The sequence below is a fragment of the Hymenobacter lapidiphilus genome (genome assembly GCF_013377885.1).
GTDB classification, from domain to species: domain Bacteria; phylum Bacteroidota; class Bacteroidia; order Cytophagales; family Hymenobacteraceae; genus Hymenobacter; species Hymenobacter lapidiphilus.
This window is the reverse complement of sequence record NZ_JABKAU010000006.1, coordinates 72,837-95,636: the sequence shown is the minus strand read 5'-3', so window position 1 is coordinate 95,636 and position 22,800 is coordinate 72,837. Positions and strand designations below refer to the sequence as shown.

The window sequence follows — 22,800 nt, the reverse complement described above, 5'->3', positions numbered from 1 at the left end:
TGGCTGCGGGCCGGAGTGCGGATTCGAGATGATAACGTGCCGGACAGTGAAATAAGTGCCTAAACCTATACACCAACTGGCTCTTATTTGGAGTGTGCAGGCCCCGGTGGCCTGTAGAAGGCTTGCCGGCTGTGAATATAGCAACTCAGCAAATAGAAGCCCAAAACGAACTGAAAGTTACTTTTTTTAGGGGGTAGCCTACAAAAAAAGGTTCTTCCCAACAAGGGAAGAACCTTTTAACTTACTCAGATACGCCAGAGGCGTATTTACTTAGTAGCGACGTACTTTGTCACCGTTGTGACGACGGAACTCCTCTTCGAAGTAACGAGCATCCTCTTCGTTACGGGGACGTACGCCCATCACGATGTTGCCGTTCTTCACGTCAGACTCGTACTCGGCAGCGTGCTCCTCAGGAATACCCGAGCCTACCAAGGCGCCTACTAGGCCACCCGTCAGGCCACCAGCACCAGCACCGGCCAGAGCTGCGGCAATCGGGCCGGCAATTACGAGGCCCAAGCCAGGCAATGCTACCGAAGTACCGATGGCAGCAATAGCACCAATGATTGCACCAGCAGTGCCACCAATGGCCGAACCTACGCCAGCACCTTCCATAGCTTTATCGCCAAGCTCGGTGTCAACGGTGTCGTCGCCGAAATGCTGCTTGCGCGTATCATCCGACATTACGAGGTTTACGTCATCCTTATGGTAGCCACGCGAAGCGAGCGACTGATAGGCACGCTCGGCGCTGTCACGGTCGCGGAACGAACCTGCCGTGTAAGCATTGCCCGAGCCGTAAGTTTCGTTGCTTCCAGTTACAGCGCGAGCTGCGTCGCCGGCGGCGTTTTGGGTAGCATCAATGCCAGCACCTACAGCAGCACCTACCGAGCCGGCAGCAGCTGCACCTTTTTGGGTAGCACTGAAATCGTGATTAGGATTGTTGTCGCGGTTCATCGAATCGTTGTTCATGGGATGGGAGATTTAAGATGGAAATGGAAATAAAAAAAAGTGATTTCCGTGCTCCAGTGGAAAGGAAGAGAGTAACGGAGGTTTCGATGCTTTTAACGCAGCCTCCAAAACGAAGTTGTGCCAAAATGATGTACGCAACCTTTCTGCACTCTAAAAATCCGGCTTAAATACCCCATAGGCCACTTTTCACCTTAGGATTTCGCCTTCGCAAATTTTTCAAAATTGGCATCATCCTGCCAAAATTCACGACACTGCTGGCGCAGGTCCTTCAGGAAGTTTTCATCCTGCTTAAGCGTCCGCCACTCGCCTAGCCCCAGCCGCTCGCACATCTTAAAGAAGTTGTCACCCTGGCCTTTCGAACCCTTTACTTTTACCAGGCAACTCAGCATCGGCCGGCCGGCCTGGAACTCGTGCTCCGAAATATCCGTCAGGATTTCGTTGAGGCGGGCCTTTTCGTGCGTGATTTCCATATTGAGGCCTAACTCAGCTTCCTGAATCAGGTTCAGGTAGCTGGTGGTGCCAATTTGGTTGCGGGAAAAGCGAATGAGGTGAGAGCGTACTCGGCCAATCATGGGCGGGAGAAGAGGGAGAATGAATAAATGCGGGCCCCTACAGGGGCAAAAGGCCTACCGGAGCCAAAACTATGCCGTTTGGCTTCGGTAGGCCTTTTGCGTGTTGTACGGTTACAGCTTGCGACGCTGCATCTCTTTCTGAATCAGGCGAAACTCGCGGCTGGTCTGGCCGGCAATGGCAGTGTTTTCGTCGGCGCGGCGCAGCAGGTAGGGCATAACTGCTTCTACAGGGCCGTAGGGCACGTACTTAGCCGTATTGAAGCCTGCGTTGGCTAAGTTATAGCTCAGGTTGTCGCTCATGCCATACAGCTGGGCAAACCACACACGCGGGTCGTTGGGCCGCAGGCCGTGGTGCTGCATGAGTTGGGTAAGCCGCAGCGAGCTGGCCTCATTGTGCGTACCGGCGCACACACTTACATGGTCGATGTGGCCGATGCAGAACGCCAATGCTTCATCGTAAAGTGCGTCGGTGGCTTGCTTGGTGGGGTTGATGGGGGTCGGGCGGCTTTGGGCCGTTGCCACGCGGGTTTCCTTTTCCATGTAAGCACCACGTACCAGCTTGGCCCCAATCTGGTAATGACCGGCCTTGGCCTCGGCAGTGGCTTGTTCGAGCGCCTCCAGCCGGTCGTGGCGGTAAAGCTGGTAGGTGTTCCAGACAATGGCCGACTCGTGGTTGTAGCGCCGCATCATCTGGTAGGCCAGCTGGTCGATGGTATCCTGAAACCAGCTTTCCTCGGCATCAATAAACACGCGAACCCCATACTGGTGGGCGCGGGCGCAGATGGCATTCACCCGCAGAGCTGTTCTGTCGTAGCTGGCCTGCTCGGCCGTGCTCAGCTTCTGGCCGGCCTGTACTTTCTCCAGAATGGCGACTTCGCCCACACCGGTTACCTTGAATACCGAGAAGGGAATGTGCTTGGAGCGATGCGCAAGATCAAGCGTAGCCAGAATTTCGGTGGTCGTGGCATCGAAGCTCTGGTCACTGCCTTCTCCCTCCACCGAGTAGTCGAGGATGGTGCCGATGTCGTAGCGGCCCAGCTCGTCAATCACGGGTAGGCAATCCTGAATGGTTTCACCCCCGCAGAAATGCTCGAAAATGGACTTCTTGATAAGAAATTTGCTGCCGGGTAGATGCCACTTAAGCGCCATTTTCATCAATCCGCCACCGGTTTTCACCAGCATAGGGTTGTTCATGGCCGCAAACAGCGCGTACATTTTACGCAGCTCGCCATTGGAGCGGGAGGCAAATGCAACAGCCGTATCCTCGAAGGAAATGGGGGGAGCCTGTAGTTGAGACATAAAGAGCAGCGGGTGGCAGCAGGTGGTAGCGGCTGCAAAGCGGCCGCGTAACAATAAGAATAAGTAAAGATAAGCTGACAACCTAGTTTCTCCGCATCGGGCCGCTCCGGAGCTGCACCCCGCCCGCTTGGCAAGCAATGGCGCGTATGCAAAAAAAAGGCTCCACCAGCTACGGTGAAGCCTTCTACAGACTATTTGCCCGCGCGGGTGCCTGCTGGCACAGCGGTAAATGTGGCGGATTTAAGTAAGCCCTGCCTTACCGGACCAGATTTACTGCCGACGTCGTGACGGCCTCGTCGATGCGCTGGAACAGGTGGGTAGAGGGTTGATTGATAACGTCCTGTAAATGCAACTGATTACCGGCCAAGGAGTAGGTCTGCCGGCGCTGATACCCGTGATAGGTGATGGTATAGCGCATCGGCCCCCACCACTGCAGCCCGTCGCGGCGCACCGTGAAGTTGGCGGCGCTTACCAGCACATCATCCTGGTAAAAGCGTGCCCGGCCCCGGCGGTCGAAGCGGATGCTCATACGATGACCGGTGTTGGCCGGAGTAAGGGCCGTATGACTACCATTGTTTGTCTGCTGCCATTCCCAGTTTCCTACTAGGCCTGCCTCAGTGGCCGGAAGCAGGGTTTGCTGGCTGCAGGAGGCCAGTAGGCCAATACTGCCTACTGCTAACAGCCAGTAGGCAAGGCGCGCCAGTGCGCGTATGGAGAAATGAGATGTAAGTTGCGGACGCATAGTATGACGCATATAATATTTGCACCGAAATAAGCATTAATTGTTTGTATGATCATCATAATTTTGAATAAACATTGAAAAATCATATAAAAATGATTCAGACCGTACAAATAGGCCCCATAGCGCTAATAAAACTGGCCGAACTGCTACATGCCCCGTCCGTGAGCCGAGTGGTAGTGCTGGCTGATGAGAACACCGTCCGGGAGTGCCTGCCGCTAGTAGAACCACATCTGCCGGCCGGCTACAGGCTGGTGGAAATGCCCGCTGGCGAAGAGTATAAGACACTCGAAACCTGCCAGCTGTTGTGGGCTGAACTGACGGAGTTGCGCGCCGACCGTTACGCTGTAGTAGTAAACCTGGGTGGCGGGGTGGTAACCGATCTGGGTGGTTTCGCGGCAGCCGTGTATAAGCGTGGGGTGCGCTTTGCGCAGGTGCCCACCACGCTGCTGGCGCAGGTAGATGCCAGCGTGGGTGGCAAAACCGGCGTCGATTTTATGGGATTCAAGAACCAGCTGGGCGTGTTTCAGCAGGCGGCGGCCGTGTGCATCGAGCCGCGCTTTCTGCGGACGCTCGACCCGCGCCAGTTGAAGTCGGGTTACGCTGAGGTGGTGAAGCACTGGCTGATTGCGGATGCCGGGGCCTTCGAGCGCAACCGTTACGTGGGCATCATGGTTGATGACTGGACGCCGGTTATCGAAGAGTCGGTGGCGCTCAAGCAGCGCATCGTCGAGCAGGATCCGCTGGAAACCGGGCTGCGCAAACTCCTTAATTTCGGCCATACCGTGGGCCACGCTTTGGAAAGCTATTTGCTGCAGCAGCCGGGCCGCGAGATTCTGCACGGCGAGGCCGTGGCGGCTGGCATGGTATGCGAGGCCTGGCTGAGCCACCATAAAGGACTGCTGAGCGCGGCCGAGCTGGACAAAATCGAGACGTTCCTGTTCTCCATCTTCGAGAAGGTGCAGTATGTGCTCCTCGAAACCGAAGCTATTGCCGATTACGCCCTTCAGGACAAGAAAAACACCGGCTCAATTATCAACTGCACGCTGCTCGAAGGTATCGGCCGCGGCGTGTACGACCAGCCGGTAACGCTGGCCGAAGTTTCTGAAGCGTTGCGCTACTACCACCGGCTGCCGGGCTAGTGGCCCCGCCGAGCATTGTTTTACCAGGGGCGTAGCCTTGTTTCGTCCTGCATTCTGCTACTATTATCAGCTCATTCCTCACGCTTACCTGGCCGGGTGGCCCATTGCGGGGCACAGCGCAGGTGCCGGCTTCCAAAAGTGAAAGCAACCGGGCCCTCATTATCCAGGCGCTGGCCGGCGGCGGGCAGCTCTTCAACCTCTCCGACGCTAACGACACCCAGCTGATGCAGCGGCTGCTACAGGACCCCGTCGCTCCGGTATTCGATGCCGAAGACGCCGGCACCGTTATGCGCTTTCTGTCGGCCTACCTGGCCATGACGGGCCGGCAGGCGGAGTTAACCGGCACCGCCCGGATGCAGGAGCGGCCCATTGCGGTGCTCGTGGATGCCCTGCGTGAGCTGGGCGCCCGCATCGAATACGCGGGCCAGGAAGGCTACCCACCGCTGCGGCTGCTGGGCCGCACGCCCCAGCCCGCTACGGCCGAAGAAACCGAACCCATCGAGCTGACGGTACGCGGCGACATCAGCAGCCAGTATATTTCGGCCCTGCTGATGATAGCGCCCACGTTGCCCGCCGGCCTGCGTATCTGGCTGACCGGTAAGGTCGGCTCACGGCCCTATATCCGGATGACGCAGGCGCTGATGCAGCATTTCGGGGCCGTGTGCCGGGATTTGGGCGAGGTGCTGGAAGTCAGGCCCCAAGCGTATCAGCCCACCGACTATACCGTGGAAGGCGACTGGTCGGGGGCCAGCTACTGGTACGCCATGGTGGCGCTGGCCCCCGAAGGCTCCTACCTCACGCTGCCCACGCTGCGCCGCTACTCCTGGCAGGGCGACCAAGCCATTGCAGGCATCATGGCCCAGTTGGGCGTGCACACCGAGTTTCTGGCCGATGAAACCCTACGCCTGACCAAAAATGCCCCCGCCGCCCGCCTCACCCAGGACTTCACCGACTGTCCCGACCTGGCCCAGACCGTGGCCGTAGTAGCCGCGGCCCTCGGCATCCCGGCTACCTTCACCGGCCTCGAGAGCCTGCGCATCAAGGAAACCGACCGGATTGCGGCCCTGCAAACCGAGCTGGCCAAGTTTGGTGGCGCGCTTACCGATGCAGGCGAGGGTCGGTTCGCTGTTTCTTCCGAGAGCTTTCAGGTAACGGGCCAGACCGTGGCCACCTATCACGACCACCGTATGGCCATGGCCTTCGCGCCGCTGGCGCTATTGGGCGAAATCCGCATCGAAGCTCCGCAGGTGGTGCGCAAGTCCTACCCGCAGTTCTGGCAGGAGCTGGAAAAGGTAGGCTTCAGCATTCCAGCCCCAGCTGTATAGTCAGCCCCGCTTCTAACCAAAAAATCAGCGAAAGCACGATTAATCAGCGCAAATCAGTGCTTTAAGGTAGGCGGCCGTCAGGCGCAGGCGGCTGCCGTACCAGCTGAACAGCTCCCCATCGACGATGCGGATGCGGGCCGCAGGGCAGAGTTGCCGGAACTCTACCACATGCTTGTCGGCGAAAGGGTAGGGCTCGGAGGAGAGCAGAATCTGGCTGGGCGCGGCGGCCTGCAGCTGCTCGGGCGTGATTTCGGGGTAGCGGCCGAGGCCGCCGAATACGTTGCGGAAGCCGGCGCGGGCCAGCATCTCATCAATGAACGTGCCGTTGGCCGCCACCATGTACGGCTTGCGCCAGATGAAGTAGGCAGCCGGTATCAGCTCGGCGGCGGGCGGAGCCAGCGCGGCAAACGAAGCGGCAATGTCGGTGGCCAACGCGTCGCCGGTTTCCTTGCGGCCGGTTATCAGCCCCACCCGCCGAATCATATCCAGCGCATCTTCGAGCGTCGAAATGTCGCTCATCCAGACCGGGTACTGTGCCGCCAGCCGCTCGATACCCTCCTGGTAGTTCTCCTCTTTGTTGCCGATAATGAGGTCGGGCTTCAACGCGGCAATCTTCTCGAAGTCGAAGTTCTTGGTACCCCCAACTACCGTGGCCGACTGCCGGGCGCCGGCCGGATGCACGCAGAACTTCGTCAGGCCCACCACCCGCGCACCCAGCCCCAAATCAAACAGCAGCTCGGTTTGCGAAGGTACCAGCGACACAATCCGCCGCGGCGGAAAAGGTACCGCCACCTGCCGACCCATCTGGTCGGTTACGGTTAGCGGCGGGAAAATGGGCGGTAATTCCATAAGACGGATGTGGGGGTAGAAGAGCCAGACATTTGGTCGTAACCAAAAAGGAGCCGCCCTCATCGGACGGCTCCTTGTACCGTACTGAACGATGTAGGGGCGGGGCTTGTCCCCGCCCGCCGTTGAACGGAATCGTTGGGATGGTGCGAACGGCGGGCGGGGACGAGCCCCGCCACTACATCGTTCTTAGCTGAAGTATCGGAAATCCTGCTTGTCCTCGATGCGAAGTACGGTTTCGTAAATCAGGTCGATGACGTGCTGCACGTCGTCTTTGTGCACGGTTTCCACGGTGGTGTGCATGTACTTCAGGGGTAGCGAAATCAGGGCTGCGGCCACGCCGGCGTTGGAGTAGGCGAAGGCGTCGGTGTCGGTGCCGGTGGCGCGGGTGGCGGCGGCGCGCTGGAACGGAATTTCGGCGCTCTGGGCAGTTTCGATGATGAGGTCGCGCAGGTTGTTCTGCACGGCCGGGCCGTAGGTAATCACCGGGCCTTTGCCGCAGAACAGGTCGCCCGAGGTCTTCTTCTCATACATCGGCGACTGGGTATCGTGCGTCACATCCGTAATGATGGCCACATCGGGCTTGATGCGGTGGGCAATCATCTCGGCGCCCCGCAGGCCGATTTCCTCCTGCACGGCATTCACGATGTACAGGCCGAAGGGCAGTTTCTTGTCTTCCTCCTGGAGGCGGCGGGCCACCTCGGCAATCATGAAGCCGCCGATGCGGTTGTCGAGCGCGCGGCCCACGTAGAACTTGTCGTTGAGCACCATGAACTCGTCCTCAAACGTCACGACCGAGCCGACGTGGATGCCCATTTCCTCCACTTCCTCCTTGCTGGCAGCGCCGCAGTCAAGGAACACCGTTTCGATGGTCGGGGCCTTATCCTGATCGGGCTTGCGGACGTGGATGGCGGGCCAGCCGAACACCGCTTTCACGATGCCCTTTTTGGTGTGGATGTTCACGCGCTTGCTCGGGGCCACGAGCGGGTCGGAGCCGCCGTTTTTGCGCAGGTACAGGAAGCCCGATTCGGTGATGAAGTTGACGAAGTAGCTGATTTCGTCGGCGTGGGCCTCAATCACCACCTTGTACTCGGCCTCGGGGTTGATAACGCCCACTACCGTGCCGTAGGTGTCAACGAAGTGGGTATCGATGTAGGGCTTGAGATATTCCAGCCAAATCTGCTGGCCCTCCTTCTCGAAGCCGGTAGGAGAGGGGTTATTGAGGTATTTCTGGAGAAAGTCGAATGATTCTTGACGCATAGGGGGACTAATAAGAACTGAATATCATGAGCAAAAGAACGTCATGCTGAGCGGAGCCGAAGCATCTCTACCGCATCGTCGGTTTACTAGTGCAACGAAGCGGTAGAGATGCTTCGGCTCCGCGGACGGCAGATGAAGCATGACGTTCTTTTACTCATGACCTACTATTAAAGGCAGAACTACAGCGGAATGTTGCCGTGCTTCTTGCGGGGCAGCGTGGCCACTTTGTTTTCCAGCATCTTGAAGGCGCGGATGAGTTTCTGGCGGGTCTGGGAGGGCAGGATGACCTCATCCACGAAGCCGCGGTGGGCGGCGCGGTAAGGCGTAGCAAACTTCTGCTGGTACTCGTCTACCTTTTCCTGAAGCTTGGCTTCGGGGTTTTCGGCGGCGGCAATTTCGCGCTTGAAGATGATTTCGGCCGCGCCCTTGGCACCCATTACTGCAATTTCGGCGGTGGGCCAGGCGTAGTTCATATCGGCCCCAATGTGCTTGGAGTTCATCACATCGTAGGCCCCGCCGTAGGCTTTGCGGGTGATGACGGTGATGCGCGGCACGGTAGCCTCGCAAAAGGCGTAGAGCAGCTTGGCGCCGTTGGTGATGATGCCGCGCCACTCCTGGTCGGTGCCGGGCAGGAAGCCGGGTACGTCTTCGAGTACCAGCAGCGGAATGTTGAACGAGTCGCAGAAGCGCACGAACCGGGCCGCCTTGGTGCTGGCGTTGATGTCGAGCACGCCCGCCAGCACCGCCGGCTGGTTGCCCACGATACCGATGCTGCGGCCGCCGAGGCGGGCAAAGCCCACCACGATGTTCTCGCCGAAGTTTTGATGCACTTCCAGGAACGAATCGGCATCAATAATCCCCTCAATCACCTCGCGCATGTCGTAGGGCTGGTTGGGGTTTTCGGGCATGATGGTGTCGAGGACCGGGCGACTTTCGTTCTGGCCCGCCTCGTAGGGCAGCATGGGCGCGGTTTCCTCGCAGTTCTGGGGCATGTAGCTCAGCAGCTGCTTCACGCGGGTGATGCAGGCTACTTCATTGGCGCAGCTGAAGTGCGTAACGCCGCTCTTGGCCGAGTGGGTGCTGGCGCCGCCCAGCTCCTCGCTGGTTACGGTTTCGTGCGTCACGGTTTTCACTACGTTGGGCCCGGTCACGAACATGTAGCTCGTGTCTTCCACCATCAGGATGAAGTCGGTGATGGCGGGCGAATACACCGCGCCGCCCGCGCAGGGGCCCATAATGGCCGACAGCTGGGGCACGACGCCCGAGGCCAGCGTATTCTTGTAGAAGATGTCGGCGTAGCCGCCCAGGCTCACCACGCCTTCCTGAATGCGGGCCCCGCCCGAGTCGTTGAGGCCGATAACGGGGGCGCCGTTCTTCATGGCGAGGTCCATGATTTTAACGATTTTCTCGGCGTGGGTTTCGCTCAGCGAGCCGCCGAACACCGTGAAATCCTGGGAGAAGGCGTACACCAGCCGGCCCTGCACGGTGCCGTAGCCCGTTACCACACCGTCGCCGAGGTAGTACTCTTTATCGAGACCGAAGTCCTTGGAGCGGTGCATTACGAACTTGCCGATTTCCTCGAACGAGCCCTCGTCAAACAGCAAATCGATTCGTTCGCGGGCCGTAAGCTTGCCCTTTTTGTGCTGGGCATCGATGCGGGCCTGGCCGCCACCGAGTAGGGCTTCAGCATTTTTGCGGGCGAGAACTTCAAGCGGGCTTAGTTGGGCGTCGGCGTGCGGGTCGGACATGCGGGGTGGGAATAGTCGAATGGTGTAGCCAGTGTTAGGTAGCCAAAGGTAAGGCCCAAGGCCAGAAAAGCCGCGCCCAAGATTCGGGCGCGGCTTTTCTGGTCTCATAGCAATGTTAATCTCTTCCTTGACAGGTAACTTGGCCTGTATTACGCGCAATAGTTAGATAGCTATGCTTGCTATATACGACCTCTAGGTTAGTAGGAGTCAGTTTAATGTAGCGCACAGCTTGATCAAAAATATCAGGGCCGCATTCATGGGACACATTTATTTGCCACAATACACTGTTGTCGCGATAAGCAACAATGGTTGATGGGTCGGAATTAGGAATGAAATACACAGTCCCGTCAGATGATAAAAGCCCTCTGTCTTCAGTAAAAGCAAGATTAATTTCAGTTCGCGTAGTAATTAATTTGGGGTCGTAGGGATAATTCGGAGTAGAGCACTGCATGAACAATGCTAGTGGAAACAGTGTAGGTAGCAGTAGAACCAATCTCATGTATACATTCAATTGAAGGTGCGTTGAAATATAGCAAAAGAGGACGGCCGGCCCCCACAATGGGAGCCGGCCGTTCTTTTTACCAATCGAATCTACTTACTCGCCTTTCTTCTTCGAGTCCGTGGGCTCGTCGTCGGAGGCTTCGGGTGCTTCTTCCGGGGCTTCCTCGGGCCGCTCGTCGCTGGCCTGGGGGATGGCTACGCCGTTGCCTTTGCTGGTGGCGAAAACGAGTTCCTCCGCGCCTTCGGTGTAGTCGGCGGTGATAACGTCACCCTGAGCAATTTCAGCTTTCAGGATTTCCTCAGCAATCGGATCTTCGATGTACTTCTGGATGGCCCGGTTGAGTGGCCGTGCGCCGTACTTGGGGTCGTAGCCCTTCTCGGCCACGAAGTCCTTGGCGGCGTCGGTCAGCTCCACCTTGTAACCCAGCGTCTGGATGCGGTTCAGGAGCTTGCTCAGGCTGATGTCGATAATCTTGTGGATGTCCGACTTCTCCAGCGAGTTGAATATAACCACGTCGTCCAAGCGGTTCAGGAACTCGGGCGAGAAGGTCTTCTTCAGGGCGTTGGTGATGGTGCCCTTCGTCAGCTCGTCCATGTTCTCCTGGCGGGCCTTGGTACCGAAACCGATACCGGCGCCGAAGTCCTGTAAGTCACGCGCTCCGATGTTGGAGGTCATGATGATGATGGTGTTGCGGAAGTCCACCTTGCGGCCGAGGCCGTCGGTGAGAATGCCGTCGTCCAGTACCTGGAGCAGGATGTTGTACACGTCGGGGTGGGCCTTCTCGATTTCGTCGAGCAGAATCACCGAGTACGGCTTGCGGCGGATTTTCTCCGTCAGCTGGCCGCCCTCTTCGTAGCCTACGTAGCCGGGAGGCGCGCCCACGAGGCGCGAGATGCTGAACTTCTCCATGTACTCCGACATATCAATCCGCACGAGCGAATCTTCCTTGTCGAAGAGGTAAGTAGCCAACACCTTGGCCAGCTCGGTTTTACCCACGCCGGTCGGGCCCAGGAACACGAAGGAACCGATGGGCTTTTTTGGGTCTTTGAGGCCAACGCGGGTGCGCTGGATGGCTTTCACGAGCTGCTGAATGGCCTTGTCCTGGCCAATCACCTTGCCGCGAAGCTCCTCACCCATATTGAGCAGCTTGGCGCTTTCCTTCTGAGCAACACGCGAGACGGGGATGCCGGTCATCATGGCAATTACCTCGGCCACGTTCTCCTCCTTCACGGTGTAGCGCTTCTTCTTGGTGTCCTCTTCCCAGTCCTTCTTGGCAGTTTCGAGCTGGTCGATGAGCTTCTTTTCCGTATCGCGGAGCTTGGCGGCTTCCTCGTACTTCTGGCTCTTCACCACGCGGTTTTTCTCGCCTTTGATGTTCTCAATCTGCTCTTCGAGCTTGAGAATATCCTCGGGCACCACGATGTTGTTGATGTGCACGCGGGCGCCGGCCTCATCGAGAATGTCGATGGCCTTGTCGGGCAGGAACCGGTCACTCATATAGCGGTCCGACAGCTTTACGCAGGCCTCAATGGCCTTGTCGGTGTACACTACATGGTGGTGGTCCTGGTATTTGTCCTTGATGTTGTTCAGGATTTCAATCGTTTCCTCGGGCGTGGTGGGGTCCACCATTACCATCTGGAAACGACGGGCCAGCGCGCCGTCCTTCTCAATGTACTGGCGGTACTCATCGAGCGTGGTAGCACCGATACACTGAATCTCGCCGCGCGACAAAGCGGGCTTGAACATGTTGGAGGCGTCGAGCGAGCCCGAAGCCCCGCCGGCACCCACAATCGTGTGCAGCTCATCAATGAACAGAATGACATCGGGCGATTTTTCCAGCTCGTTCATCACGGCCTTCATGCGCTCCTCGAACTGGCCACGGTACTTGGTACCAGCCACCAGCGAAGCGAGGTCGAGCGTAACAACACGCTTGCCGAACAGTACCCGCGACACCTTCTTCTGCACAATGCGCAGGGCCAAACCTTCGGCAATGGCGGTTTTACCCACGCCGGGCTCGCCTATGAGAATGGGGTTGTTTTTCTTGCGGCGGCTCAGAATCTGGGCCACGCGCTCGATTTCCTTTTCGCGGCCCACAATGGGGTCGAGCTTGTCGTCCTCGGCCATCTTGGTGAGGTCGCGGCCGAAGTTGTCGAGCACCGGGGTACGCGACTTGTCGTTGCCTTTCTTGGGCGTTGCGCCCGCGCCGCTACGGCCGGCTCCGCCACCCCCGAAGAGGCGGTCGTTGTCGTCGTCGTCGGCCTCGGGGCCGGAGGTAGGATTGTTCGCCGTGTTACCGTGGTAATCGAGCGAGTCGCGCACAGATTCGTAATTCACGTTGAATTTGCTCAGAATTTGGGACGAAATATTGTCTTCATCGCGCAGAATCGAGAGGAGCAGGTGCTCGGTACCGATAATTTCGCTTTTGAAGATTTTAGCCTCCAGATACGTAATCTTGAGGACCTTCTCGGTCTGTTTGGTCAGAGGAATCGAGCCGGTGATGCTGGTGCCCTGGGTGGCCGTATTGCGGGTGGCCTGCTCGAGCGCATACTTGAGTTCGTCGATGGACACGCCCAGCTTTTTGAGCAAGCCTAGAGCAGTACCTTCCCCTTCGCGGATCATGCCCAGCAGCAGGTGTTCGGTGCCAATATAGTCGTGCCCCAGCCGGATGGCCTCTTCCCGGCTCAGGGAGATGACCTCCTTGACTCTATTTGAGAATTTAGCTTCCATGCAGATAAGGTAGAAAAGAAAAACGGATTGCTGCCCAATAAAAATGGTTCACAGAGCAGATTTGGCCGATGTAAACTGAAACAGCTAGTACCGGGCGTTGGTTCGGGCGGCTGGTAGGCACTACGCAAGAAAACTGCCGGCGGCCGGACCCTGCATAAAGAGCAGGTCTAATATGCTGAGTCCGGGTGCAAAATCTTTACCAAAATGCTGCCCGTAAGCCGGTACCGACGCTCTGTCAGGTCCGGCCGGTAGCACGTGGTGCTTGGGTGAGAGGGTGTCACGCAAATCGAGCGGGGAGGGGGAAGGCCCGGGACCCGGCAGCAGCCCTCCATCGGCTACGGGAGGCTGGTACTGGGTGGTGAGGTGAATGGGCACAGGCAGGCGCAGGCAGCGACAATAGAAGCGTAGCAGCGCCAGATTCAGGTCGAAGAGCAGGGCCGGTTTCTGCTGGTAGATGTCGCGCAGGTACTCGATGTAGTACTCGAAATACGGCGTGCCCCCGTAAGCGGTTTGCAGCGTGTGCAGGTGCTGGTGCCGCCAGTTCTGCCGGTAGTCAATTTCAATGAGCGAGCTAAGCACCTTCTCACTGCGGTTGCCATCGATAACGGGCACGGTAAGGGGTTTTATGCCCTGGGCCGTGAGAATCAGGCAGCGGTTGCGGTAGGTTTGCTTGCGGTAGTTATCATGGGCCTCCAGCCACAGGGCACTGGCTCCGGCCAGCGCGGCAAAAAAGGCAATGGGCGGGTGGTACTGGGTTTCAGAAAGAACGTCGGGCATAGATGAAAGAACGGCGTGGAGACGCAATATTTTGCGTCTTGGTGTTGCTGGGGTTGAGCATCCGGCATAACCGTTCAACGATGAGACGCAAAATATTGCGTCTTTACATCGTTCAGCAGGTAGCCGCACTCCTGATACACTGCTAGAAAAGTCGCAATTTTACCAGCAGCAACGGTGGCAGCGCTTTACAAACCCACTGCCAACTCCGCCGCCCGTACCGTCAAACTGACATAATGCCCGTTCGCCTCCGCCTCTTCCTGCCGCTACTGGTTCTGCTGTCGGCCCTGGCTGCTGCTCCGGCCGCCGCCCAGCTACTACTCGACGCGGCCACCTTCCGCAACGACGATGTGGCGGTGAAGGGCGGCGTAGTTGAGGTGTATGCTACCGTTTCGGGCCAGCACCTGGTGTACAAGCGCCGGGCTCCGAAGGTATATCAGGCGGCCGCCTTGGTTACGCTCGAAGCCATCCGGCCCGATGGCACGGCGGCCTACCAGGAAACCATTACCCTGAAGCCTCCGGTGCTGCGCGACACGACGGCGGCCATCAAAAACCCCATCAGCTTCCAGAAGCGCCTGCTGCTGCCGGCCGGCCGCTACACCCTGCGCGGCCAGCTACGCGACCAGAACCGGGCCGCCTCGACGATTATCGTGGAGCAGCCGCTGGTAGTAGAGTTCGGAGCTACCAAGCCTCAGCTTAGCAACCTCGTGCTGCTAGCCCGGCCTGCCAGCCGGTCGGGCATCGAGGCCAACAACTTTATCCGCCAGGGCCTGACCCTGACCCGGGCCCCCGGGGGGCTGTATGCCCGCGGCCAGGAAAAGCTGTTTTTTTACGCCGAGCTGTACAACGCCACGGTGGGCCAGCCGCTGGTAGTGCTTTACCGCCTGCGGCCGGTGGCCGGAAAAGCCAACGTGGCCAGCGGCAAAGGGCTGGCCCAGGGTGCTGAGGGTCGCCCCACAGTACTTACCGGCGAGCTGGACCTGAGCAAGGTGCCGGCCGGCAGCTATAGCCTAACGCTGGAAGTGCGCGATGCTAAAAACCGCGTTCTGAGTACCCAAACTTCCTCTGTGCAACGCAACCCCACCGATTACGCCCCCGCCGGGGCTACAATGCCCCGATGAGTGCCCCTCCAAATCCAACTGCCGCGCCTGCCTACCCCTGGTATTTCCAGCCCCTCAACTGGTTTTTAGTCGGTCTGGCTAGCCTGCCGCTGGCGGTGCTTTACGGTATCGCCCGGCTGCTTTACTGGCTGATGGCGTACGTGCTACGCTACCGGCGGCAGGTGGTAATGGAGAATCTGCGTAACTCGTTTCCCGAGAAGTCCGGCGCGCAAATCGACCAGATTGCCAACGACTTCTACTGGCATTTTGCCCAGGTTATGGTCGAAATTCTGAAGCTACGCACGCTTTCGGCTGCCGAGATGCGGCAGCGGGTGGTGATTGAGAACCCGGAAGTGCTGGCGCGCCTGTTCGCTGAAAATAGGCAGGTGCTTACCCTAGGCTCGCACACCGGCAACTGGGAGTGGATTCTGCCATCGGGGGCAGTGCTGTTCCCGGGGCTGGTGACGGGCGTGTACAAGCCGCTGATGAATCCCTTCTTCGAGGCTTTTCTGCTGGAGCTGCGTACCCACCTGGGTGCCAAGCTGCTGCCGATGAAAAGTACCCTGCGCGACCTATTGCGCCACCGGGGCCAGGGCCGCGCCCTTAGCATGCTCTCCGACCAGGCCGCCGGCCCCGAAGACCAGCCCTACTGGACCAACTTCCTGCACCAGGACACGCCCTTTTACACCGGGGCCGACAAGCTGGCGGCCCAGTTTGGCTGCGCGGCCGTGTACGTAACCATTCGGCGCGTCCGGCGGGGCTATTATCGCATCAGCCTCACCGAACTGCACGATGGCCAAACCATGCTGCCACCCCAGGAACACCAGCTTACCGAGGCCTTTGCCCGCCTGCTGGAGCGCGACATTCAGGCCAGTCCTTCTGACTACCTCTGGAGCCACCGGCGCTGGAAGCATAAAAGAGAAGTAAGAAGCTAGAAGCCAAGAGTCAGGAGCCAGAATACCGTTCATCATCCCCAAAAGGAAGTGATGAACGGTATTCTGGCTCCTGACTCTTGGCTTCTAGCTTCTTACAGATACTGTTCGATGTCGCCGGCACCTTGGCGAATCAGCTCGAAGTCATCATTGGTACAGTCGATGATGGTGCTGGGGACGTTGTTGCCAAAACCGCCGTCAATAACAAGGTCTACCATAGAGCGGTATTTCTCATAAATCAGGTCGGGGTCGGTAACATATTCGTCCAGCGTATTCTCGTCTTCGCGCACCGAGGTACTCATAATCGGGTTGCCCAACTCCCGCACCAGCTGCAGAACGATGGGGTTGTCGGGGATGCGGATGCCCACGGTTTTGCGCTGCCGCCCACCTTGGCGGGGGGCTTTTGCGCTGGCCTCAAACAGAAAAGTGAATGGCCCTGGCAGGGCCCGCTTCAGCACCTTGTAAATGGGTGTTGTGATGCCGTGAGCATAGTCGCTGATGTGAGACAAGTCGTGACAGATAAAGCTGAGGTTGGCTTTATCGGGGTTTAGCCCCTTGATGCGGCACACCCGCTCTACTGCTTTGGCATTGTGAATGTCACATCCAATGCCATACACGGTGTCGGTAGGGTAAATAATAACGCCTCCCTTGCGGATGACTTCCACCGCCTGCTGAATACGGTTGAGAGGAGGATTATCGGGATGGATGCGGAGCAGCGTGGCAGACATAGGCAGGGTGTAAGAGAATGAAAAATGAACGGCCGGCTGGTTTGGCTAACCGGGCAGCTGGACTTGCCAAGGTAAGAGCCAAGGCGGTAAGGTGCTACTGTTTTCGGTAAAAGCGGGGGTTTTGTTGCCTGGCTGCCAAATACGACTCCCTCCCAAAGCCAACGAGCCCCGGCAGTTGGGCCGGGGCTCGTTCTCAAAAATCAGCTATCAGGGGCCTGTTGCCGGCAGTGTGCCGGATGCAAAGCTATCCGGCAACGGCTAACCGCCTTACTGCTTGCTTACTTTGTGCGAAGTCTGGGTTTTACCATCCTGTACCAGTACCATGTAGTTGCCGGCTGGCAGGCTACGCAGGCTGAAAGTGCCATCGGCAGCAGCCGTGCCCTTCAGCACGGTACGGCCCATCAGGTCGGTTACCGTTACGGCAGCCTTGGTAGCGCGGCCCGCCACCCGGATCGTCAGCTGATCGGTAGCCGGGTTAGGGTACACCAGTACGTTGCCGGTCAGTTTGGCCGAGCTCACGCTGGTAGTCGTTCCACTGCGCAGCGTGAAGTCATCAATGGCCAGCAGCGCGTCGTTACCACCATCGTTGGTATCCTTAAAACGAATCCACATGGTTTGGCCAGCAGCCCAGTTCAGACCGGTAAGGCCAGCCGTTACGTTGGCCGAGTTAGCCGCCAAGTTGCCATCGATAGCGGTATTTGCGTTGTTGCTATTGGCCACCTCCTTTACGTCGAGGGCGGGCACTGCTGTCCAGGTGCCGGTCGAGAGGCTGGTAGCATCAAAGCTGTACTCAAAAGCCAGCACCTCGGTGATATCAAGCGCTGAACCTGACTTCCACTGTTCGGTACGGAAGGAGATGGTGAGGATCGTAATGGCGGCGCTGCTACCATTGAGGAAAGCCGCGCCAAAAGCAGGCGCGGTACTGTTAGAGGAGATGGCGCCTAAGGCCCGGTCGAGGGTACCTGTAGTACCCACACTGTAAACTGCACCGGAATTGGCGCTACCATCAGTAACGACTGGGTTCAGCGTCTCGTTGGCTATGCCAGTGCCCGACAAGCGTAGGCCGCTCCAGCCGGGAACATACGTGGTGCTTGTTGAGCCCGTTGTCCCCATGCTATTAAAGTCTTGGCTGTAGGGCGTAGTACCGTTGAAGCTAACAGGCGTAACCGTTTGGGCGGTGGCAGCGGTGGCAGCCAGGCCTAAGGCCAGGCCCAGTAGCGAGCGGAAACGGGTAGAAGAAGTGTAAGCGTGTTGCATGGGACAATAAATTGAAGGGTGAAGAAACAGAACGCGTACTTTTGAACCCTAAAGGTACCAGTTTGCGGGCGTAGGTTGCAACAAGTAAACGACCCCGATAATGTTACCGTTGTATTAACCCCCGTCCGCTACATGGCCACCTCCCGCATCGAAGAGTATAAAGCCGCCGCCGACCGCCGCCGTAAGCGTTTTGCTTACCTGACCGGTTTTTTTGGCCTCATTCTCATCACTTTCTCCTATTATTTCTATCAGGTTTTCTTCGAGGCCAATATTGAAACCAAGGGGCGGGCCACCTACGTAACGGTGCGCCCCGGCTACACCAGCCGGCAGGTGCTCGACTCGATTGAGGCCAGCGGCGTGGTGGTCGACCGGCTTAGTTTGCGCTTTGTGGCCCGCATTATGAAGTACGACCAACTGGTAAAGCCCGGCCGCTACGAACTCAAAAACGGCTATACCAACCGCCAGCTCATTGGCGACCTGCGCACCGGCCGCAACCGGCTGCCGCTGCGCCTCACATTCCAGAGCCTGCGTTTGCGCCAGGACCTGGCCCGCCGCCTCGGCGAAGCCATCGACGCCCCTGCCGCCCGCTTCGACTCGCTGCTCAGCTCGCCCGCCTACACCAAAAGCCTGGGCTTCGACACGCTGAGCATTCTCACCATGTTCATCCCGAATACCTACGACCTGGCCTGGAATACCTCGGCCGAAAACCTTATGCAGCGCATGCAGAAGGAGTACGAAAAATTCTGGACGCCGGCCCGCAACGCCAAGCGTAAGGCGCTGGGCCTGAGCCGGGCCGAAGTAAGCGTACTGGCTTCCATTGTGGAAGCCGAGCAGCAGCAACACGCCGATGAGCGGCCCCGCGTGGCAGGGGTGTACCTCAACCGCCTCAAGCGAGGCATGAAGCTGCAGGCCGACCCCACGGTAGTGTTTGCCAACCAGGATTTCACCATCAAGCGCGTGCTCAACAAGCATCTGGTTAAGGATTCGCCCTACAACACCTACAAGTACGCTGGTCTGCCGCCCGGCCCCATCAACCTGCCCAGTATTGCCAGCATCGATGCCGTACTGAACCCCGAAGAGCATAATTACCTGTACTTCTGCGCCAAGGAGGACTTCAGCGGCTACCACGCCTTTGCCCGCAACGAGCAGGAGCACCTTGTAAATGCCCGTCGCTACCAGGCCGCCCTCAGCCGAAACGGAATTATGAAATAAGGATCAGTTGCCAGTTACCAGGTTGTGCTGGCGGTGGCTGATGGAACAGACTAGCAACTGATAACTACCAACCAACAACTAATTATGTATCAATCCGACACCCATATCCGCGTGCGGTACGCCGAAACCGACCAGATGGGCTATGTGTACCACGGCAATTATGCGGCCTATTTCGAGGTGTGCCGTACCGAGGCATTCCGGCAGCTGGGTATTAGCTACAAAGCCCTGGAGGCCGAGGGCGTAGGCATGCCGGTGGGCGAAATCCGGACCCGCTTCCGCCGTCCCGCCCGCTACGACGACCTGCTGACGGTGCGCCTGCTGCTACGCCAGCCGCCCGAGGGCACCCGCATCCTGTTCGAGTATGAAATTTACAACGAGGCCCAGGTGCTGCTGACCGAAGGGCACACGCTGATGGTATTTGCCAGCATGAGCACCGGCCGCCCCGTGCCCATTCCGGCCGATATTGCCGCCAAGCTGGCCCCGTACTTCTCCGACGATGAAACCGCCGGCCCGCTCACGCCGCCCGCCGCGCCAACTGATGCGCCGGCCCCGGCCGCGTTTCTGAGCTGAAGTGAGCATTCGTCTGTTACACTGAGCCGCTCGCACAATGCGCAGTATGTCTGGAAGGAGAAGGGCAGCTGTTTTTTTCTAACTTTCTCCTCTATCACCCATTTTTTTCGCCCATGAGGTCTCCCGTGCGCCGCTACCATTTGCCCGATGTGCAGCGCCGCCGCTCGTACCGCCGCTTCATTGTGTGGCTGAAGCGGCTGCGGTTTGCCCGCGGCCGGGCCTCGGTCTACGATGTGGTAGTGCAGCTACTGCAGGAAATCAAGCTTGATGGCATTGCCAAGCGGGCCAGCTACATGGCCTTCAACTTCACCATTGCCATCTTCCCCACCATCATCTTCCTGTTCACGCTTATTCCCTGGATTCCTATACCCCACCTCGACGAGGACATCCTGCAGTTTCTCTCCGACCTGATTCCGAAGGAGATGTACCGGGCCGTATCGGGCACCATCGAGGACGTCGTGACCATTCAGCAAGGGGGGCTGCTCTCATTCGGTTTCGCCACGGCGCTGGTACTCAGCTCCAACGGCCTTATGGCTCTGCTCGACGCCTTCGAAAAGAAATACCCCAGTTTTAAGAAGCGCACCTACATCCGTAAGCGCGTAATTGCCACGCTGCTTACCATCGTGCTGGCAGCGGTGCTGCTGGTAGCGGTTACGGGTATCTTTTTTGGTACGTATATTATTGATACACTGGTGTATAAAGAGATTGTGCCCGAGGCTCTCAACGACCAGATGACGAGCGTACTGCGCTATGGCTCGGTGGTGTTTCTGTTCCTGCTGACGACCAGCCTGATTTACTACTACGTGCCGCCGGTGCATGATAAATGGCCATTCGTGTCGGTGGGGGCCATTGTTGCTACGCTGCTCATCTTCTTGGTATCGTTTCTGTTTATTCTCTACGTCAAAATTTTCGATAGCTACAACCATTTCTACGGCTCGGTGGGCACGCTCGTGGGCTTCATGGTGTGGCTCGATTTCGTGTGCATGACCCTCATTCTGGGCTTCGAGGTGAACGTGAGCATTGATGCCGTGACGGGGGGATTCAGCCGGCCGGGCTTTTTTTCGCGCCGCCGCCGGCCCGATACCAAAACAATTAAGGCTTGATTGTGAGTTGAGTAGAGCCTGCGGGAAGAAAATTTTCGCTCTACGCCTTGTTCATTTCCAAATCGTCTTTACTTTTGCCATCCCAAACCGCCGTGTTTGGGCCTTTACAGAGAGGTGGCAGAGTGGTCGAATGCGACGGTTTCGAAAACCGTTATACCGGCAACGGTATCGGGGGTTCGAATCCCCCCTTCTCTGCTTTTTTGAAGGTGAAAAACAGAAGTGAAGAATTAAAAATTTCGGGATAAGCATTTATGCAGCCTCCGACACGATATTTTTGATTCTTCACTTTTGGTTTTCAGTCGTTGTTTTAGAGGAGTGGCAGAGTGGTCGATTGCGACGGTCTTGAAAACCGTTGAGGGTTACACCTCCGGGGGTTCGAATCCCTCCTCCTCTGCGTTTAAGTGTCGTAGTATTTTTAATAGCCACGGCCAATTTTTAGAAAAGCTCTCTGGCCAATGCCGGGGAGCTTTTTTTATGTTGTATATTTTCTGAAACACAGTAGCTTACTGCTCAGGTAGGTTAGTAGCGCGGTCATATTATGTTTATGTGAAGTGGCCTCTTCAGGCCAGAGCGGCCTTCTATTTGCTGTGGTTGCGGTTGCATAATTATCTGCCTTCTATGTCCCAATCTCTGTTTGATGTCAACCTGCAGCAACTGCCCGACGAGCTCCTGGCGGGCGTGTGGCGGGTTGCCAGTCGGGTGCTCAACCAAACCGACCCCACCAGCCTGATGGCCTGTGCCGAGCAGTTGGTGCTGCAGCCGGGCCGGGTGCAGATAGAAGGACCGGGGCAATCGGACCAGGGCAGTTGGATGGTGCAACGCGACGAGTTACTGAACCGGCCGTACCTGACCCTGGAGCTGGGCCGCGAGCAGACCCGCGCCCTCGTAACGCGGCTGCGCCGTTCGCGTACTGGCTCGGAGAGCCACCTGAATCTGTATTTCCAGTCAGGAATGGAAATGCAGCTCACCCAGCCGTAAGTTTTTCGTTCGCTTTTTGCCCGCTTGCCCATGGCCTCCGCCACTCCTCGCCCTACGCCCGCCGATTTCAGCTTCCTGGCCGAACTTATCCCGCAGCTTGTGTGGACTACTGACCCCACCGGCTATCATACCTATTTCAACCAGCGCTGGATTGATTACACGGGCTACGCGCTGGAAGACAGCGTAGGCGACGAGATGTGGAACAACCTGCTGTATCCGGAGGACCGGCAACGGGCCTCAAAACGCTGGCAACACTCGCTCGACACCGGCGAGTTCTACGAAATTGAGTACCGGTTTAAAAGCAAGGAAGGCGACTACCGTTGGTTTCTGGGCCAGGCCCTGCCCGTGCGCGACGAGGCCGGCCGCATCACCAAGTGGTTTGGTACCTGCACCGACATCCATGACCAGAAGATGCAGGAACTGGCCTTGCGCAAGCGGGAGCAGGACTTTACAACACTGGCCGACACCATCCCGCAACTGGCCTGGATGGCCGATGAGGCGGGCAGTATCTTCTGGTACAACCAGCGCTGGTTCGACTTTACCGGTACTACGCTGGAGCAGATGCAGGGCTGGAACTGGCAGAAAGTTCATCATCCGGAGCACGTAGAGCGCGTAACGGCTTATTTCCGCAAGGCCATTACCGAGGGCCACGATGCGTGGGAAGACACTTTTCCGCTCCGCCGCCACGATGGCGAATACCGCTGGTTTCTGAGCCGCGCCCTGCCTATACGCAACGAAGCCGGCCACATCGTTCGCTGGTGCGGTACCAATACCGACATTACGGACCAGAAAGAGCTGCAGGAGCAACTGGAGCGCGCCTATTCCGATCTGGAAGCTAAAATCATGTTCCGTACGCTCGATCTGGAGCGCGAGCTACAGCAGCTGCGGCAGCACAAAGGGGCGTAGAGACCAAACACAGAACGTCATTCCGAGCGAAGCGAAGAATCTCGCGTGGGTCGTTGAACGGGTAACCGTTGTAATGATTCACGCGAGATTCTTCGCTTCACTCGGAATGACGTT

The 22,800-nt window shown here is 57.9% G+C and carries 20 protein-coding genes and 2 tRNA genes; 11 read left to right on the top strand and 11 right to left on the bottom strand.

Translation table 11 applies throughout. The features are described 5' to 3' along the window. Positions 1 to 270: 270 nt before the first annotated feature. The 4 genes from HW554_RS04770 to HW554_RS04755 all read right to left on the bottom strand — a co-directional run bounded on the left by HW554_RS04770 (position 271) and on the right by HW554_RS04755 (position 3,366). On the bottom strand, positions 271 to 966 hold the full coding sequence (locus tag HW554_RS04770; protein ID WP_317170827.1) for a hypothetical protein: 696 nt from the start codon (positions 964 to 966) through the stop codon (positions 271 to 273). Positions 967 to 1,157: 191 nt separating this feature from the next. Next, a complete protein-coding gene (locus tag HW554_RS04765; protein ID WP_176907301.1) occupies positions 1,158 to 1,538 on the bottom strand; it encodes a hypothetical protein in 381 nt (126 codons plus the stop codon). A gap of 111 nt (positions 1,539 to 1,649) precedes the next feature. Beyond that, positions 1,650 to 2,837 (bottom strand): proline dehydrogenase family protein, encoded by a 1,188-nt coding sequence (locus HW554_RS04760; protein WP_176907299.1) that lies wholly within the window; start codon positions 2,835 to 2,837, stop codon positions 1,650 to 1,652. Between the two features lie 256 nt (positions 2,838 to 3,093). Next, positions 3,094 to 3,366: a hypothetical protein gene (locus HW554_RS04755; RefSeq protein WP_176907296.1), complete on the bottom strand. Its 273-nt coding sequence runs from the start codon at positions 3,364 to 3,366 to the stop codon at positions 3,094 to 3,096. A 305-nt stretch (positions 3,367 to 3,671) separates the two neighbouring features. Here HW554_RS04755 and aroB point away from each other — a divergent pair, with 305 nt between their 5' ends. Continuing rightward, positions 3,672 to 4,718, top strand: coding sequence for a 3-dehydroquinate synthase (gene aroB / locus HW554_RS04750; protein ID WP_176907294.1), 1,047 nt, complete (start codon positions 3,672 to 3,674; stop codon positions 4,716 to 4,718). A 122-nt stretch (positions 4,719 to 4,840) separates the two neighbouring features. After that, positions 4,841 to 6,043, top strand: a complete 1,203-nt coding sequence (locus tag HW554_RS04745) for a 3-phosphoshikimate 1-carboxyvinyltransferase (RefSeq protein ID WP_317170826.1) — start codon at positions 4,841 to 4,843, stop codon at positions 6,041 to 6,043. 39 nt (positions 6,044 to 6,082) lie between these two features. Here the strand turns inward: HW554_RS04745 and HW554_RS04740 are convergent, their stop codons facing one another. From HW554_RS04740 to HW554_RS04720, 5 genes are all read right to left on the bottom strand, one after another. Continuing rightward, positions 6,083 to 6,892, bottom strand: coding sequence for an ABC transporter substrate-binding protein (locus tag HW554_RS04740; protein ID WP_246285104.1), 810 nt, complete (start codon positions 6,890 to 6,892; stop codon positions 6,083 to 6,085). 186 nt (positions 6,893 to 7,078) lie between these two features. Continuing rightward, positions 7,079 to 8,149 (bottom strand): M42 family metallopeptidase, encoded by a 1,071-nt coding sequence (locus HW554_RS04735; RefSeq protein WP_176907290.1) that lies wholly within the window; start codon positions 8,147 to 8,149, stop codon positions 7,079 to 7,081. A gap of 179 nt (positions 8,150 to 8,328) precedes the next feature. Further along, on the bottom strand, positions 8,329 to 9,897 hold the full coding sequence (locus tag HW554_RS04730) for an acyl-CoA carboxylase subunit beta (protein ID WP_176907288.1): 1,569 nt from the start codon (positions 9,895 to 9,897) through the stop codon (positions 8,329 to 8,331). Between the two features lie 595 nt (positions 9,898 to 10,492). Next, entirely contained in the window at positions 10,493 to 13,126 is a 2,634-nt protein-coding gene (locus HW554_RS04725; protein WP_176907286.1) for an ATP-dependent Clp protease ATP-binding subunit, read from the bottom strand. Positions 13,127 to 13,246: 120 nt separating this feature from the next. After that, positions 13,247 to 13,903, bottom strand: a complete 657-nt coding sequence (locus HW554_RS04720) for a WbqC family protein (RefSeq protein ID WP_176907284.1) — start codon at positions 13,901 to 13,903, stop codon at positions 13,247 to 13,249. A 233-nt stretch (positions 13,904 to 14,136) separates the two neighbouring features. On the opposite strand from HW554_RS04720, the gene HW554_RS04715 reads away from it, so the two are divergent. Beyond that, positions 14,137 to 15,021: a hypothetical protein gene (locus HW554_RS04715; RefSeq protein ID WP_176907282.1), complete on the top strand. Its 885-nt coding sequence runs from the start codon at positions 14,137 to 14,139 to the stop codon at positions 15,019 to 15,021. Further along, complete coding sequence (locus HW554_RS04710) at positions 15,018 to 15,935, top strand: lysophospholipid acyltransferase family protein (RefSeq protein WP_176907280.1); 918 nt, start codon at positions 15,018 to 15,020, stop codon at positions 15,933 to 15,935. Before HW554_RS04715 ends, HW554_RS04710 begins: the two co-directional genes overlap by 4 nt. A 92-nt stretch (positions 15,936 to 16,027) precedes the next feature. On the opposite strand, the gene HW554_RS04705 is transcribed toward HW554_RS04710, so the two are convergent. Both HW554_RS04705 and HW554_RS04700 read right to left on the bottom strand, forming a co-directional pair. After that, the gene (locus HW554_RS04705; protein WP_176907278.1) at positions 16,028 to 16,660 is read right to left on the bottom strand and encodes an L-threonylcarbamoyladenylate synthase; all 633 of its coding nucleotides are present in this window, start codon (positions 16,658 to 16,660) and stop codon (positions 16,028 to 16,030) included. A 267-nt stretch (positions 16,661 to 16,927) separates the two neighbouring features. Beyond that, positions 16,928 to 17,917 carry a T9SS type A sorting domain-containing protein gene (locus HW554_RS04700; RefSeq protein WP_176907276.1) on the bottom strand — a complete coding sequence of 330 codons (990 nt, stop codon included), beginning with the start codon at positions 17,915 to 17,917 and terminating at the stop codon, positions 16,928 to 16,930. A 132-nt stretch (positions 17,918 to 18,049) separates the two neighbouring features. Here HW554_RS04700 and mltG point away from each other — a divergent pair, with 132 nt between their 5' ends. The 7 genes from mltG (at position 18,050) to HW554_RS04665 (ending at position 22,686) form a co-directional block, all read left to right on the top strand. Beyond that, entirely contained in the window at positions 18,050 to 19,129 is a 1,080-nt protein-coding gene (gene mltG, locus HW554_RS04695) for an endolytic transglycosylase MltG (RefSeq protein WP_176907274.1), read from the top strand. 84 nt (positions 19,130 to 19,213) lie between these two features. Beyond that, positions 19,214 to 19,699 carry an acyl-CoA thioesterase gene (locus HW554_RS04690; protein ID WP_176907272.1) on the top strand — a complete coding sequence of 162 codons (486 nt, stop codon included), beginning with the start codon at positions 19,214 to 19,216 and terminating at the stop codon, positions 19,697 to 19,699. 113 nt (positions 19,700 to 19,812) lie between these two features. Next, the gene (locus HW554_RS04685) at positions 19,813 to 20,802 is read left to right on the top strand and encodes a YihY/virulence factor BrkB family protein (RefSeq protein ID WP_176907270.1); all 990 of its coding nucleotides are present in this window, start codon (positions 19,813 to 19,815) and stop codon (positions 20,800 to 20,802) included. A 108-nt stretch (positions 20,803 to 20,910) separates the two neighbouring features. Continuing rightward, positions 20,911 to 20,997, top strand: a tRNA-Ser gene (locus HW554_RS04680). A gap of 114 nt (positions 20,998 to 21,111) precedes the next feature. Then, positions 21,112 to 21,196, top strand: a tRNA-Ser gene (locus HW554_RS04675). 224 nt (positions 21,197 to 21,420) lie between these two features. Continuing rightward, complete coding sequence (locus HW554_RS04670) at positions 21,421 to 21,780, top strand: hypothetical protein (protein WP_176907269.1); 360 nt, start codon at positions 21,421 to 21,423, stop codon at positions 21,778 to 21,780. 30 nt (positions 21,781 to 21,810) lie between these two features. Next, complete coding sequence (locus tag HW554_RS04665; RefSeq protein ID WP_176907267.1) at positions 21,811 to 22,686, top strand: PAS domain-containing protein; 876 nt, start codon at positions 21,811 to 21,813, stop codon at positions 22,684 to 22,686. The last annotated feature ends 114 nt before the right edge of the window (positions 22,687 to 22,800 follow it).